Annotated in this window: 13 protein-coding genes; 9 read left to right on the forward strand and 4 right to left on the reverse strand. The window is 72.4% G+C overall.

What is annotated here, in order from left to right:
• The first annotated feature begins 33 nt into the window (after window positions 1-33).
• Window positions 34-1080, forward strand: coding sequence for a LacI family DNA-binding transcriptional regulator (locus tag FLV34_RS30430; RefSeq protein WP_147944726.1), 1047 nt, complete (start codon window positions 34-36; stop codon window positions 1078-1080).
• A gap of 373 nt (window positions 1081-1453) precedes the next feature.
• On the forward strand, window positions 1454-2713 hold the full coding sequence (locus tag FLV34_RS30435; RefSeq protein WP_142651188.1) for an MFS transporter: 1260 nt from the start codon (window positions 1454-1456) through the stop codon (window positions 2711-2713).
• A gap of 7 nt (window positions 2714-2720) precedes the next feature.
• Here the strand turns inward: FLV34_RS30435 and FLV34_RS30440 are convergent, their stop codons facing one another.
• Complete coding sequence (locus FLV34_RS30440; protein ID WP_142651187.1) at window positions 2721-3356, reverse strand: class I SAM-dependent methyltransferase; 636 nt, start codon at window positions 3354-3356, stop codon at window positions 2721-2723.
• 264 nt (window positions 3357-3620) lie between these two features.
• On the opposite strand from FLV34_RS30440, the gene FLV34_RS30445 reads away from it, so the two are divergent.
• The 4 genes from FLV34_RS30445 to FLV34_RS30460 all read left to right on the forward strand — a co-directional run bounded on the left by FLV34_RS30445 (window position 3621) and on the right by FLV34_RS30460 (window position 8226).
• Entirely contained in the window at window positions 3621-4406 is a 786-nt protein-coding gene (locus FLV34_RS30445; protein WP_147944727.1) for a peroxiredoxin, read from the forward strand.
• Window positions 4407-4527: 121 nt separating this feature from the next.
• Window positions 4528-5799 (forward strand): D-arabinono-1,4-lactone oxidase, encoded by a 1272-nt coding sequence (locus FLV34_RS30450; RefSeq protein ID WP_147944728.1) that lies wholly within the window; start codon window positions 4528-4530, stop codon window positions 5797-5799.
• Window positions 5800-5854: 55 nt separating this feature from the next.
• Complete coding sequence (locus FLV34_RS30455; protein ID WP_147944729.1) at window positions 5855-7630, forward strand: glycoside hydrolase family 15 protein; 1776 nt, start codon at window positions 5855-5857, stop codon at window positions 7628-7630.
• Between the two features lie 125 nt (window positions 7631-7755).
• On the forward strand, window positions 7756-8226 hold the full coding sequence (locus FLV34_RS30460; RefSeq protein ID WP_142651183.1) for an SPW repeat protein: 471 nt from the start codon (window positions 7756-7758) through the stop codon (window positions 8224-8226).
• 100 nt (window positions 8227-8326) lie between these two features.
• Here the strand turns inward: FLV34_RS30460 and FLV34_RS30465 are convergent, their stop codons facing one another.
• Window positions 8327-9061: a hypothetical protein gene (locus tag FLV34_RS30465; protein ID WP_147944730.1), complete on the reverse strand. Its 735-nt coding sequence runs from the start codon at window positions 9059-9061 to the stop codon at window positions 8327-8329.
• A 366-nt stretch (window positions 9062-9427) separates the two neighbouring features.
• On the opposite strand from FLV34_RS30465, the gene FLV34_RS30470 reads away from it, so the two are divergent.
• The 3 genes from FLV34_RS30470 to FLV34_RS41840 all read left to right on the forward strand — a co-directional run bounded on the left by FLV34_RS30470 (window position 9428) and on the right by FLV34_RS41840 (window position 13064).
• Complete coding sequence (locus FLV34_RS30470; protein ID WP_147944731.1) at window positions 9428-11995, forward strand: MXAN_6230/SCO0854 family RING domain-containing protein; 2568 nt, start codon at window positions 9428-9430, stop codon at window positions 11993-11995.
• A 254-nt stretch (window positions 11996-12249) separates the two neighbouring features.
• Window positions 12250-12624, forward strand: coding sequence for a hypothetical protein (locus FLV34_RS41835; protein ID WP_222709677.1), 375 nt, complete (start codon window positions 12250-12252; stop codon window positions 12622-12624).
• Window positions 12588-13064, forward strand: a complete 477-nt coding sequence (locus FLV34_RS41840) for a GNAT family N-acetyltransferase (RefSeq protein ID WP_222709678.1) — start codon at window positions 12588-12590, stop codon at window positions 13062-13064. The genes FLV34_RS41835 and FLV34_RS41840 overlap by 37 nt, the downstream gene beginning before the upstream one ends.
• A gap of 60 nt (window positions 13065-13124) precedes the next feature.
• Here the strand turns inward: FLV34_RS41840 and FLV34_RS30480 are convergent, their stop codons facing one another.
• Together FLV34_RS30480 and FLV34_RS30485 are read right to left on the reverse strand one after the other, a co-directional pair.
• Window positions 13125-13424: a DUF6295 family protein gene (locus FLV34_RS30480; protein ID WP_147944732.1), complete on the reverse strand. Its 300-nt coding sequence runs from the start codon at window positions 13422-13424 to the stop codon at window positions 13125-13127.
• Between the two features lie 12 nt (window positions 13425-13436).
• The gene (locus FLV34_RS30485) at window positions 13437-14180 is read right to left on the reverse strand and encodes a dienelactone hydrolase family protein (protein ID WP_147944733.1); all 744 of its coding nucleotides are present in this window, start codon (window positions 14178-14180) and stop codon (window positions 13437-13439) included.
• Between the last annotated feature and the right edge of the window lie 317 nt (window positions 14181-14497).

Consider the following 14497-nt stretch of genomic DNA (forward strand, 5'->3'; position numbering starts at 1 on the left):
CGAATGTCCGAAAGTTCGGGCTACACTGCGGCCATGACGACGACCAGGGAGCCGACACCCCCCGACCGCACCCCCTCCCGGCCGCTGACCATCGCCCAGATCGCCGAGCTGGCTGGGGTGTCGCCCGCGACCGTCTCCAAAGTCGTCAACGGCAGGTCGGAGGTCGCCCCCGAGACCCGCGCCCTGGTCGAGGACCTGATCCGCGAGCCCGGCTCCCGCCGGCAGAAGAAACGCCCCACCGCCGCTCCGCTCATCGAGCTGGTCTTCAACGAGCTGGAGGGCGCGTACGCGATGGAGGTCATCAAGGGGGTCGAGCACGTGGCGCGCGAGCACGGCCTCGCGGTGGTCGTGTCCTCGCTGCAGGAGGACCACCACCCTCCCGCCACGGGCTGGATCGAAGGGGTGATCGGCCGCCGTCCCCACGGCGTGATCGTGGTCTTCTCCGGCCTCACCAAGGCCCAGCACGAGCAGTTCAAAACCCGCGACATCCCCGTGGTGCTGGTCGATCCCACCGGCGACCCCGGGCACGAGCTGCCCTCGGTCGGCGCGGGCAACTGGAGCGGCGGCCTGTCGGCCGCGCGTCACCTGCTCGAGCTGGGACATCGGCGTATCGGGCTCATCACCGGCCCCGCCCACGCTCTCTCCAGCCGCGCCCGGCTCGACGGGTTCCGCGCCGCCATGGACGCCGCGGGCGTGCCGACGGACCCGCAGCTCGTCAGGCAGGGCGACTTCAGCGCCGAGGACGGCCTGGCGCACGCCCGCTCCCTGCTCGCGATGCCCCGGCCCCCGACCGCCGTTTTCGCCTTCAACGACGCGCAGGCCATGGGCGTCTACCAGGCGGCCCACGAGATGGGCCTGCGCATCCCCGACGAGCTGAGCGTGGTCGGCTTCGACGACCTGCCGATGGCGCAGTGGCTCATCCCCGCGCTGACCACGGTGCGCCAGCCGCTGGCCGAGATGGCCGCCGCCGCCACGGCCATGGTCGTCGCCATCGCCCGGGGGGAGTCTCCGGTGCAGAACCGCATCGAGCTCACCACCGGCCTCGTCGTACGCGGCAGCACCGCTCCGCTCGTGGCGTGACATTCGTCACCGGAAGTTTCGGAACACAGACAGAAATTTCGGCGTTGGCGTTCCTTTGCCGGGACGTGGCGCGCGGGGGCGGTCACGCCGGCCGGGTTCGCCGTCCTGCACGGGCGTCGCGCGGAGCGCGTCACCGGGTGGGCCGTTCGGACCGAGGGGCCCCTTCGGGGCAGAAACATTCGGAATTTTACCGAAATCTTTTGGGGGATCGGCATGTTCGGCGAACGTCACGTCGCTCGTTCCGTTGCCGGAGGCGACCCAGGCACGGGAGGTTTCCGGCCTGCTCCTTTCCTGGACTCCGGTCATGGTCACGGTAAGTGATCAGGGTAAAGTACCCAAAATGTTGCATATGCCCAGATCGGCGAGGTAGAGGGTGGCGGGGGTACAAGCAGTTCTGAAGCGTGTCGCCCTCGACACAAGGCCCCTGAGCATCGCCGCGTACCGGCGGCTGCTGGTGGGGCAGGGCGTCTCCTTCATCGGGTTCCAGCTCACCTCGGTGGCCGTGAGCGGGCAGGTGTACAGCATCACGGGGTCGTCCCTGTGGGTCGGCCTGCTCGGGCCGGTGAGCCTCGTGCCGCTCGTCGTCTTCGGCCTGTGGGGCGGCGCGGTCGCCGACGCGATGGACCGCCGCCGGCTCCTGCTGGCCGGCTCGGTGGTGGCCTGGCTGTCCACCGTCGCCCTGCTGCTGCACGCCTGGTCGGGAATCGGCAGCGTCTATCTCATCCTCGCCGTCATCGCCCTGCAGTCGGTCGGCTTCGCCGTCACCTCGGCCACGCGCGGGGCGATCATCCCCCGCATCGTGCCCACCGAGCGGGTTCCCGCGGCCAACACCCTCAACTTCCTGGTCAGCAGCATCGGCACGGTGGTCGGGCCGCTGCTGGCCGGGGTGGTGCTCGCCAAGGGCGGCTACGCCGCCGCGTACCTCATCGACGCGATCCTGTTCGGCGCCGGCTTCTACGCGGCCGTACGGCTGCCGACGCTGACACCCGTCGGTGAGATCTCCCGGCCGGGCCTGCGCTCGGTGGTCGACGGGCTCAAATACGTGGTGAGCAAGCCCGTCGTGTTCATGTCGTTCGTGGTGGACATCATCGCGATGGCGTTCGCGATGCCGAGGGCGCTGTTCCCGGAGATGGCGGCCGAGCGCTTCGGCGGGTCCGCGGTGGCGTTCGGCTGGCTGTCGGCGAGCATCGCCATCGGGGCGGTCGTCGCCGGCGTCTTCTCCGGCTGGGTCGGCCGCGTACGCCGCCAGGGGGTGGCGCTCACGCTCGTGATCGCCCTGTGGGGCGTGACGGTGGCCGCCGCGGCGCTGGCCCAGCCGTTGTGGCTGGTCGTGGCGCTGCTGGCGATCGGCGGGGCGACCGACCTCGCCTCCGCCGTCTGGCGGCAGACGATCCTGCAGACCTACGCGCCCGACGAGATGCGGGGACGCCTGCAGGGGGTGTTCATGGTCGTCGTCGCGGGCGGGCCCCGGCTCGGTGACCTGCGGGCGGGCGCCACCGCCGACGCCTTCGGGCTGGTGCCCTCGTGGGCGGGCGGCGGCCTCGTGTGCGCCCTGCTGGTCCTGGTGACCGGGTTCGGCGTGGCCGCCTTCCGCCGGTACGACGCCATGGCGAGCCGCCCGGACACGGCCTGAGCCCGAGTCAGGGCCGGGCCTCGCCGCGTACGCAGAAGGAGATGGGGCTGCAGGCGCGGCCGGGGAAGACGAAGCGCTCCAGCGACCCCACGGTGAAGCCCGCCGCCTCGACGGCCGTCACGCTGTCGCGGCCCGTGTGGCAGCCGCCGGTCAGGCGCGGCCACACGGTCGCGTCCAGCAGGTCCTGCGTCCTGGCCCAGCCCGTGGACCAGGCGCGGACGTGTTCGAGGAACCGCAGCCGCCCGCCGGGGGCCAGCACGCGGCGGATCTCCCGCAGTCCGGCGACGGGGTCGGGCAGCGAGCACAGCACGAACGACACCACCGCCGCGTCGAACTCCCCGTCGGCGGCCGGGAGCCGGTCGGCCAGGCCGCTGACCAGCTCGATCCGCGCCGGCGCGTCACGGGCCGCCTGACGGGCGGCCGCCCGCAGCCGCGGCTCGGGCTCGACGGCCAGCACACCGGCGACGGACGGCGGATAGTGGACGAAGTTGAGCCCGTTGCCCGCGCCGACCTCGATCACCCGGCCCGACAGCCCCGACACCAGCGCCGCGCGCTGCCCGATCATGCCCTGCCGGTCGAGCACATGGCTGAACCACGTGTAGAAGCGGGCGAAGAGCGGATGGCTGACCTCGGTCGTCGGCATGGCGTCCCCCTGTTCGTTCCTCGTTCATTCCCGCCCGGACCTCGTGGCCCGCGGCATTACCGAATCGGGGTGAAACGGTCGTGGTCGCGGCTGGTCTCCGCGGGTACGGGCACCCATGGACGACGTGGTTGACGATGCGGTTGACGACGAGCTGGAGGACGCGCCGGGCCACGAGGAGAGCGCCGACCGCCCGCCGTGGGCCATACGCGGCGGCATTTCGCGGCGGCCCCGCTCCTGGCGGCGTGACGCGGAAAGGAAGCGACCATGACTTCTGCCGTGACCTCTGCCGTGACCTCTGCGGTGACCTCTGCGGTGCCCGCGGCGACACCGTCGGCACCCTCGGCGGCACCCTCGGCGGCACCCTCAGCGGCACCCTCGGCCGCGCCCTCGGCGGGACCCGGGGCGGAGCCCGCCCGGCTGCCGCTCATCGGCGACAGGGCGCCGGACTTCGAGGCCGAGAGCACCCACGGGCCGGTCCGGCTCGCCGACTACGCCGGGCGGTGGCTGGTGCTGTTCAGCCATCCGGCCGACTTCACCCCGGTGTGCACCACCGAGTTCGTCGCGTTCGCCGAGCTGGCCGACGCGTTCGCCGCCCGCGACGTCGCCCTGCTCGCCAACTCCGTCGACTCCGTGTACAGCCACCTCGCCTGGACGCGGGCGATCGAGGAGAAGTTCGGCGTGAAGATCCCCTTCCCGGTCATCGCCGACCTCGACACGCGGGTGTCCCGGGCGTACGGCATGCTCCACCCGAACATGTCGACGACGGCGGCGGTCCGCGCGGTGTTCGTGATCGACCCGCAGTCGGTCGTCCGCGCGATCCTCTACTACCCGATGAACGCGGGGCGGATGATCCCCGAGATCCTCAGGCTCGTGGACGCGCTGCAGACGTCCGACCGCGACGGCGTCTCCTGCCCGGCCAACTGGCGTCCGGGCGACGACGTGCTGCTGGGCGCGCCGAAGACCCAGGCCGAGGTGGAGGCCAGACTGGCCGACGAGCGGCTCAAGATCGTCGACTGGTACCTCGCCAGCGTCCCCGGCCGCGGCGCCTGACCGCAGGCGCAGGGAGGAGGCGCAGGGCGGAGGCGCAGGGGCGGAGGCGCCGGCCCGTCGCCGGGAAGGTGAACCGCACGCGGGGGAGCGCCTGAGCGTGATGTTCCGGTACAACTCCCTTGTGACTCAATTGGTGACAAACTGGGCGGGCAACATCACCTTCCGGGCCGCTGAGGTCGAGCGGCCCTCCTCAGTCGAGGAACTGCGCGCCCTGGTGGCGCGCAGCGAGAAGGCCCGCGTGCTGGGCAGCGGACACTCCTTCAACCACATCGCCGACTCCCCGGGCGCGCTGATCTCGCTCGACGCGCTGCCACCGGAGATCGAGATCGACGGCGGGTCGTCCACGGTGCGGGTCGCCGCGAACGTCCGGTACGCCGAGCTGGGCCGCCGTCTGCACGAGAAGGGCTACGCCCTGCCCAACCTCGCGTCGCTGCCGCACATCTCGGTCGCGGGCTCCTGCGCGACCGGCACCCACGGCTCGGGCGACGCCAACGGCGGCCTGGCCACCTCCGTACGAGCGATCGAGATGGTGACCGCGGAGGGCGAGCTCGTCACGCTGAGCCGCGACGCGGACGGCGACCGGTTCGCCGGGGCCGTCGTCGCCCTGGGCGCCCTCGGCGTCGTCGTGGCCATGACGCTCGACGTCGTGCCGTCGTTCGACGTCCGCCAGCGGGTGTTCGAGGGACTGCCGGCCGAGGTGCTGGACGACCGGTTCGACGCCGTCATGTCCGCCGCGTACAGCGTCAGCCTGTTCACCGACTGGCGGACCTCGCGGATCAACCAGGCCTGGGTCAAGGAACGAGTCGGCGCGGACGCCGCCGAGGGCTTTCACGAGCCGGGCGGCGGCTTCTTCGGGGCGGCGCCCGCCGACGGCCCGCGGCACCCCGTGCCCGGCGTGTCGGCGGTGCACTGCACGGCCCAGCTGGGCGTCCCCGGCCCCTGGTTCGAGCGCCTGCCGCACTTCCGGCCCGACTTCACGCCCAGCAGCGGCGAGGAGCTCCAGTCGGAGTACATGGTGCCCCGGCAGCACGCGTCGGCGGCCTTCCGCGCCCTCGACGCGATCCGCGACCGCATCGCGCCGGTCCTGCAGATCTCCGAGATCCGCACGATCGCCGGCGACGACCTGTGGCTGAGCCCGAGCCAGGGCCGCGACACCGTGGCCTTCCACTTCACGTGGATCAAGGACACCGCCGCCGTGACGCCCGTGCTCACCGCGATCGAGGAGCGCCTGGCGCCGTTCGGCGCGCGGCCCCACTGGGGGAAGCTGTTCACCCTCCCCGCGGACGTCCTGCGCACCCGCTACGAGCGCCTGGACGAGTTCGCGGCGCTGGCGCGGCACTACGACCCGCGCGGCGTCTTCGCCAACGAGTTCGTCGAGCGGTACGTCCGCTAGCCGACCGGTTCGTCCCCTCGTGACCGGGTACGTCCGGGGATCACGGGGGACAACGATGCGCATCGAGGACTACGCGCTCATCGGCGACATGCACACGGCCGCCCTGGTCGGCCGCGACGGCTCCGTGGACTGGCTGTGCCTGCCGCGCTTCGACTCCGGAGCCTGCTTCGCGGCGCTCCTGGGCGGCCGCGCGGCGGGCCGCTGGCTGCTGGCCCCGGCGGGCGGGGGAACGTGCACCCGCCGCCGCTACCGCGACGGCACGCTGGTCCTGGAGACGACCTGGGACAGGCCCGGCGGGTGCGTGCGGGTCCTCGACTTCATGCCGCCGCGCGGGGAGGCGCCCGACCTCGTACGGATCGTGGAGGGCGTGCGGGGCCGGGTGGACATGCGCACGGAGCTGCTGCTGCGCTTCGAATACGGCGCGGTGATCCCCTGGGTGCGGCACCGCGAGGGGGAGCTGGCCGTCGTCGCCGGCCCCAACGCCGCCTGGCTCCAGTCGCCCGTCGAGCTCGCCCACGACTCCCGTCTCCGGGGGACGACCGCCTCCTTCGCCGTGTCGGCGGGCGACCGGGTGCCGTTCGTGCTCACCTGGCAGCAGTCGTGGCAGGGCCGGCCGCGGCGGCTGGACGCGGACGAGGAGCTGGCCGCCACCGACCGGCGGTGGAGGCGGTGGCTCGGCCGGTGCCGCTATCACGGGGAGTACGGCGAGGCCGTGGGCAGCAGCCTCCTCGCGCTCAAGGCCCTCACGTACGCCCCCACGGGCGGCGTCGTCGCGGCGGCCACGACCTCGCTGCCGGAGCGGATCGGCGGTCCGCGCAACTGGGACTACCGCTACAGCTGGCTGCGGGACGCGTCGTTCACGCTGCGGGCGCTGATCGGCGCGGGGTACGCGGACGAGGCGACGGCCTGGCGCGACTGGCTGCTGCGGGCCGTCGCCGGGGACCCCGCCGACCTGCAGATCATGTACACGCTCGACGGCAGCAGGCACATGCCCGAGTGGACCGCCGACTGGCTGCAGGGATACGAGGGATCGCGGCCGGTGCGGATCGGCAACGCCGCCTCGGGGCAGTTCCAGCTCGACGTGTACGGCGAGGTGATCGAGTGCCTCTACCAGGCCAGACAGGCGGGCCTGCGGCCGGACGAGGACGTCTGGGACCTGCAGCGCGGGCTCATGGAGTATCTGGAGGGGGCGTGGCGGGAGCCCGACAACGGGCTGTGGGAGGTGCGCGGCCCGCGCCGCGACTTCGTCCATTCCAAGGTCTTCGCCTGGGTGGCGGCCGACCGCATGGTCCGCTCGGTCGAGGCGCAGGGCCTCGACGGTCCCGTCCGCCGGTGGCGCGCCCTGCGTGAGGAGATCCACCGGGACGTGTGCGCGCACGGCTACGACGCCTGCCGCAACACCTTCACCCAGTTCTACGGGTCGAAGGGGCTCGACGCCGCGCTGCTGCTCATTCCCCGGCTCGGCTTCCTGCCCCTGGACGACCCACGTGTGGCGGGCACCGTCGACGCCGTGTGCCGAGAGCTGACGGAGGACGGGCTCGTCCTGCGCTACCGGCCCGAGGCCGACGACGTGGACGGCCTGCCGGGCGGGGAGGGCGTCTTCATCGCCTGCTCCTTCTGGCTCGCCCACGCGCTCGCCCTGATCGGCCGCCGCGAACGGTCGCGGCGCCTGTTCGAGCGCCTGCTGTCCCTGCGCAACGACGTCGGCCTGCTGTCGGAGGAATACGACGTACGCGAGGGACGTCTCACCGGCAACTTCCCCCAGGCGTACAGCCACGTCTCCATCCTGAACACGGCCCGGGCGCTGGCCGGCGCGGGGACATCGGAGTGACAGATGTCGTCCATCTGTTTCCTGCGCATCTCGTGACCTCCCCTTCACCACCTGCGGCGTTGCATGATGCAAGCGAGGGGTCCGGGTCATCGGCCCGGCCCGTCTGGGAGAAGAGGTGACGCGACATGGTGCGACCAGGTCTGGCACACCGCCCGGACGTGACGGAACTGCGCGAGACGTACGACCGCGCGGGATCGACCGTTCCGGCTCAGGTCATGGATGGAGTGACGTTCCTCGCCGGGCTCTACCTTGCCATCTCGCCGTGGATCGTGGGATTCAGCGGTTTCGGCGGTCTGGCGATCAACAACCTGATCGTCGGGCTGACGGTCGCCGCGCTCGCGATGGGCTGCGCGTCCGCCTTCGGCCGCACGTACGGCATGAGCTGGGTGGTGCCGGTGCTCGGCGTCTGGACGATCATCGCTCCGTGGGTGATCAGCGGCCGGCCGGCGACCACGGCGACGATCTGGGACAACGTGGTCACCGGGGCGATCATCTTCCTGTTCGGCCTCGGCGCGCTGGCGTTCGCCGCCAACTACCGGCAGCACGAGCAGGGAGGCACGCGACGGGAGGCAGGCACACCGGGCGGTCAGTGGTAGCCGCCGGCATCGGGCCGGCGAGGAGCGTACCCCGCCGGCCCGTCCATGCCGGCCTGTCCATGCCGGCCTGTCCATGCCGGTCGCCCGGCCCCGGGCGGGGTCACCCGCCATGGCAGGCGTCCCCGGGAGACGGGCCCATGGTGAGGAACAGGATGCGGTCCGACTCCAGGCCGAAGGTCTCCCGGCAGGCATCGTGCATCCCCAGCGCGCTGATGGGCGGGGGGTGGTAGTGGCCGGACCTGGTGTTGAAGACGACGGCGGACACACCGTCGTCATCGCCGAACAGGCACAGCTCGCCCGCCGACACGACCGGCGCTCCGCCGGGGGACAGGTGGGGATGGCGTACGCCGTTGAAGTGCGCGCGGGGCCAGGGGAACAAAAGGTCCCGGGCCGGGACGGGCACCGGATGGACCAGGATGTCGTTCCCCGGGGTGAGCACGTACAGATAGTGCTCCTTGAACCTGATGGCCCCGTGTGGCGTGCGGGTCAGCCGCACCACCGCCGGTGCGAGAGCACGCGGCAGGCGGACGGTGTCCGTCTCCTGGAAGAGCAGCAGGGGACGCAGCGGATCGAGGATCTTCACATGCGACGCCGCGTTCGGCCGGTGGCCGGCCCACAACTGCCTCTGGCACAGATCTCTTTGGGACCAGGCCTTTTCCCACGCCTGCCTGCTGCCCGTCGCGGCCGCGCGGCCGACGAATTCGATGAGATACGCGTAGGCCAGTGCCGCGGAAGCCTGGGACCGCGTCGTGTATTCGCGCAGGACGACGTCACGCGCGTGCTCGTACTTCCGCTGCGGGAGGTCCGATCCCGGGTTGGCGCTTTTGTTTCGCATGGAATCCAGGGGTGAGGTCTCCTTCGCCGGCGAGGCCGTGGGCCGGGGCCGGGATGAATCGCGGGGTGGAAACGCCGGCGGTTTCTCTGGAAGAAAGTCTAGGAGATCCGTCTACATTTGGTCTAAATTGTTGATCGCCGCATTATCTAGACGTCCTTTGCGGGGAGGCCGGTGACGCGGCCGGCGGGCCGCATAGCGGAAAAACCGGGCGACACGGGATCGGGCTGCGGGCTAGGGTGACAGGCCAAGGGGCGGCTCCGGACGTGCTTCCTTCTCGATCTGTTAAATCGCTTAGCGCGTCCACTCTCCGCCCCTTCCCGCTTTCCCGGCGCCTGTCCGATCGCTCGTGCCCCAGGGAGGATGCCCGTGGACCGGCTGGCGGAGCTGCTGCTGCGGCAGCGGCTGGGCACCCCCGCCCTGCTCGTTCCCGCCGCCGCGCGGGAGACCGCCGTCCCGGGGCGCGGGGACCGATCGTCCCGCCGGGCCCGGCCTCGCGCCCCCGTCGCGGACGGCGTGATCGCGCTGGAGTCGGACCTGCTCCAGCTCGGGCACGTGCTGAGCGCGCCGCTGCGCGCCCGCCTGGCCGAGCTGGACGCCGCCGAGCTGGGGCACGCGGGCCGCGCGCTCGTCTCCGCCCTGTCGGCCCTGCGGGGCGGGCTCGTCGTGCACACGCCGCTGTTCTGCCGCTTCCCCGAGTCGGTGCCCGCAGACACATCGGAGGTGTTCGTCCGCAGGGTGTTCTCCCTGCTGCTCCAGCGGCCGGAGCAGCCGTGCGTGCTGTGCGGGGAGATCGGCGCCGTCCACCCGGTGTCCCCGTGCGCGCACCTCGTCTGCAGCGCGTGCTGGGACGGCGCCGACTACAGCGCCTGCCCGATCTGCCACCGGCGGATCGACCCCGGTGATCCCTTCCTGCGCCCCGCCGACGACGTCCACGCTCCGGCCGTCACGTGGAACGGCGGGGTGCCCGGCACGCTGACCCTGCTCGGGCTGTGCGACGACCCCGCCGCCCGGGCCCGCGACCTGCTGGGGCCGCTGCTGGCGCGGCAGTCGGCGCCGCGCGCGGAGGACAAGGAGGTCGTCGCCGAGATCGTCGATCGCTTCTGGCCCGGCTCTGCGGGCTGGCTGCCCGAGCGGATCCCCGCCCGCGAGACCCGCGCCGTCGTCCTGGCCGCGGCCGTACGGCACGGCGACCTGGGCCTGCCCGCGCGGCACGCCGACACGGCGACCGACGTGCTGCGGCTGCTCCACGCCCTCATGGGCGGCGATCCCGGGCTGCGCACCCGCCTCCCGCGCCGTACGAGCCTGCCCAGGCCGGTGCGCCGCGCGCTCCTCGCCGTGCTGGACCGGCAGCCGCTGCCGCACCTGATCGAGGACCTGCACCGCTATCCGGTGCAGTGGCGGCAGATGGCAGAGGTGCTGCACCCGCACGAGTTCCACCGGCGGCACCCGGACGCGGCCCTGGCGTTCGCCGTGCTGCGAGGCACCCCGCTGCGCACGGGCACGCCGATGGCGGACGTCCTGCTGGAGCGTGCGGCGCCCCACGGTGACCTGCTGACGTTCGACGGCGTACGGCTGCGCGCCCGCACCTTCGCGGGACGGTTCGAGGCGGCGCTGCGGACCGATCCCCACGAGGCACTCGCCCTGCTCTCGCGCCGGCCGGGGGAGCTGCTGCGGCGCACCGCCGATCTCGCCCGCCGCGTGCCCGCGACCGATCTCGCCGAGGCCCTGCGCGCCGCCGCGCCGCACGTCTCCCCGGCCGTGCTGATCGCCACGTTGGGCCAGTTGCGTACGCCGCCGGGCGGCACGCGGATGTTCCTGCCGCGCGGGGGAGCGGCCCGGATCTGGACCGAGCCCGACGTCCGCAAGGAACTCGCCTCCGAGACCGTGGCCGCCCTGTCCGACGTGCTGACCGGGGAGATGCTGCGCCGGGCCGCCGCGCTGCCGCCCGTCGAGACCGCGCTGCTGGACGAGGAGCTGACCGACCTGCTCGCGCCGCAGGCCGAGAGGTCCGCCTCGGCCTCGCTGGTACGGCTGCCGCGCGGGAGCGTGCGTCCTTTGCCGGGCGGCGAGCGCGTCCGGCTGTTCCTGCACTGGGCGCAGCCCGAGAACCACCGGGTCGACCTGGACCTGTCGGTGGCGGTGTTCGACGCGCGGTGGACGTTCACCGGGCTGTGCGACTACACGAGCCTGCGGCTCGGCGGGAGCGCCGCCGTCCACTCCGGCGACCTGACCTCGGCGCCCGAGCCGGAGGGCGCGTCGGAGTTCGTGGACCTCGACACGGCGGCGCTGCGCGCGATCGGCGGCCGATATGTGGTGCCCATCGTGTTCAGCTACAACGACGTGCCGTTCGACGAACTCTTCCGCGGTTTCGCCGGGTTCATGGACGATCCGGACGGCCTGTTCGACCCGCTCGCCGTACGGCAGCGCTTCGACCTGACCGGCCCGGCCAAGATCCTCGTCCCGTTCGTCGCCGACCTCTGGTCGCGCACGATGCGCTGGGTGGACCTCAACGTGTCGGCGTTCGACGGGTTCCACAACGTGTACGGATACGAAGAGCAGCTCGCCCGTCTGGGCGCGGCGGCCGAGGACGCCTATGGTCTCGGCGGGCACGTCACCCTGTGGGGGGTCGCCTGCTGGCACGCCGCCGCCCGCGCCCGCGAGGTCGTCGTACGGCACCGCGACGGCTCCGTGAGCCGGCACACGCGCCGTCCCGGTGAGGACGCCGCCGCCTTCGCGGCGCGCCTCTGGGCGCGGCGGGCGGCCGGGCCCGTCGTGCCGGAAGCGGATCTCGCCATGGGGCTGCGGGACGGCGTGCGGGTGAGCGGGGGGGCGCAGGTCTACGCCCTGCCCCCCGCCCACCTCGACCCCGCCGTGATCCGCTCGCTCGACGCCGCCGACCTCGTCGGCATGCTCGCCCCCGTGCCACCGGCCTGACCGGAAGCAAATGATTTGCGATTGCGGGAACGCGCGTGGGAAGGTGAGCGCGCTTCACCACGCATTCACAGAAGGAACGAAGCCTATGTTCTCGGCGTCCCGCAGCGGCCGCCGGCGGCACTGACCGGCACGCCTTCCGCGTCACCGGTCCACTGCCCTCCGTCTCACGGCGGCCCCACGTGACGGTGCTCAGTGCACTTTGCTCAGTGCACCTTGCTCAGTGCACCTTGCTCTGTGCACCCTTCTCATCCCTGTTGCGCGCGTTCACCGCCCCGCGCGGCGGGCGAACCGCTCTTGTCATTCGTGAGGTCGATATCACCGTGGGCATCGATGTCCAGAATTTCGCCGTGGCCAACCTGCGCCGCCGTCCCGAAGCCGTCGAAATCGGCGGCTTCGTTCTCGGCGTGGACCCCGGCACCACCAGCCCGTACATCAACTACGCGACACCCCTGCCCGGCGCCCGGCCGGGTGCGCGCGATGTCGCGGCGCTGATCGGCGCGTTCCGAGAGCGCGGGCTCAAGCCCCGTTCGCGCCGGACGCCGCGCCCGACGTGCGGCCGGCTCTTCAGGAGGCCGGGTTCACGGTCGAGGCGGTGCACGAATACCTCGTCTGCGTTCCGGACACGCTGACGATGCCTATGCCGCCGGCCGCTCTGCCGGTCGAGACGCCGTCCACGGACGATGACTACACGGCGATCGACGCCGCCCTGTCCGAGGCGTTCGGCGGCGAGTTCCCCGCGTCGCCGGAGGGCGCGGCCCGGCTGCGCCGTACGGAGGAGAGCGGCGGCGCGGTCCGGTTCGTCCGGGCGCCCGGCGGGGGCTGCGCCGGAGCGGCCATGTGCTCCGCCCCGGCCGTGGAGACGTCGGAGCTCGCCGGGGTCGGCACCCGTCCCGATTGGCGCGGGCGGGGCATCGCCGGCGCGGTCACCGCCACGCTCGCCGAGACGATGCTCGCCAGGGGAGCACGGTCGGTGTGGCTGGAGTACAGCGGTGAGGGATCGCGCCGGGTCTACGAACGCGTGGGCTTCCGGCCGGGCGGCACCCGCCTCTACATGTCGCTCGAAGCCTGACGCGCGCCGCTCGCGGCTCCCGCTCCGAGAGGGGCGGGAGCCGTACGGCCTGCGGCGGGGTCAGGCGGGAGCGGGGGCGGGGGCGGATCGGCGGGCGGCCGACGCGGGCCCGGGCGGCGCCGCGGCCAGGGCCTTGTGGATGGCCTCCACGAGGGCCAGCGCCCCCTCCTCGGTGAGCTCGATCGCCACCCGGGCCGACGGGCCCTCCGCCGGGTTGGCGAGGTCGATGTTCACCGTGTGTTCCTGGGTCGCGTGGTAGGGGTGGTCGACGTAGACCATGCCGTCGGTGACGGTGAACCAGCCCGACCCGCCCTTGGCGGCGCCGTCGATCCGGAACTTCTCGGTGAGATAGGTGCACATTTCTGGTTCTCCTCAGACGGTGAGGTGGCGGCCGAAGAAACCGAAGACCTTCTTCCAGCCCTCCACCGCCGCGGCGGGCCGGTACGAGGACCGGTCGGTGGCGAAGAACCCGTGGCCGGCATCCGGGAAGATGTGGAACTCGTGTTCCTTACCGAGTTTGTCCAGCTCCGCGGAGAGCACGCCGACCTCCTCCGGCGAAGGGTGCGTGTCGTCCGCGCCGAAGAGCCCGAGCAGCGGGCAGGACAGGTCGCCGGCCTTGGAGATCAGCGGGGCGGCCTGCAGCGCGAATTCGGCGGGCGGCGGGGGGACCACGAAGGCCCCGTAGCAGTCGACGGCCGCGTCGACCTGGAGCGAGCAGGCGGCCAGGAACGTCTGCCGCCCGCCGGAGCAGTAGCCGATGACGCCGACCTTGCCGTTGGCGTGCTCAAGCCCCTTGAGGTAGTCCGCGGCGCCCGCGACGTCGCCGACGAGCTGTTCGTCCGGGACGCCGCCCTTGGCCCGGGCCGCGGCGGCCTGGTCGTCCGGGCTCACGCCCGCGCCCTCCCGGGAGTACAGGTTGGGGCAGACCGCCGCGTAGCCGTGCGCGGCGAACTTCCGGACGATCTCCTTGGTGGCCTCGTCATAGCCGGGCATGTGGTGGATCACCACGACCCCGCCGTGAGGACCGGAGTCGAGCGGCCGGGCCGCGTACGCTTCGAGTTCCGCGCCTTCGTGCCCGGTCACGGCGACCGTGCCGGCCCATATCGCGTGCGTCATTGGACTTCCCTCTCCCTCTTGTCACACCGCCGCCGTGAGATGGCGGTGCAGGGACCCCACCTTAGTAGTTAGCTGAGCTAAGGAAATTCGCCACCTTGAGTGGTCCGATGAATGCGATCGCGCCGGTCGGCGCGGTCGCGCCCGGAGTGTCCGGTCTTTACGAAGAGCTGGCGATTGTGGCACTCTCGACGGGCCGAGACATCGGGTGTATAGGAGGCGATCGTGAAGCTGTTGCGGGTGGGTCCGGTGGGTGAGGAGCGGCCGTGTGTGCTCGCGCCGGACGGGCGGGTGCTGGATGTGTCGTCGGTGACGGGTGA

Source organism: Microbispora sp. CSR-4, from assembly GCF_008033685.1.
GTDB lineage: Bacteria > Actinomycetota > Actinomycetes > Streptosporangiales > Streptosporangiaceae > Microbispora.

Excerpts from the sequence above, each read along its gene's own strand:
- FLV34_RS30430 (WP_147944726.1), top strand. The coding sequence starts at position 34 with ATGACGACGACCAGGGAGCCGACACCCCCCGACCGCACCCCCTCCCGG.
- FLV34_RS30440 (WP_142651187.1), bottom strand. The coding sequence starts at position 3,356 with ATGCCGACGACCGAGGTCAGCCATCCGCTCTTCGCCCGCTTCTACACG.
- FLV34_RS30445 (WP_147944727.1), top strand. The coding sequence starts at position 3,621 with ATGACTTCTGCCGTGACCTCTGCCGTGACCTCTGCGGTGACCTCTGCG.
- FLV34_RS30455 (WP_147944729.1), top strand. The coding sequence starts at position 5,855 with ATGCGCATCGAGGACTACGCGCTCATCGGCGACATGCACACGGCCGCC.
- FLV34_RS30460 (WP_142651183.1), top strand. The coding sequence starts at position 7,756 with ATGGTGCGACCAGGTCTGGCACACCGCCCGGACGTGACGGAACTGCGC.
- FLV34_RS30465 (WP_147944730.1), bottom strand. The coding sequence starts at position 9,061 with ATGCGAAACAAAAGCGCCAACCCGGGATCGGACCTCCCGCAGCGGAAG.
- FLV34_RS30480 (WP_147944732.1), bottom strand. The coding sequence starts at position 13,424 with ATGTGCACCTATCTCACCGAGAAGTTCCGGATCGACGGCGCCGCCAAG.
- FLV34_RS30485 (WP_147944733.1), bottom strand. The coding sequence starts at position 14,180 with ATGACGCACGCGATATGGGCCGGCACGGTCGCCGTGACCGGGCACGAA.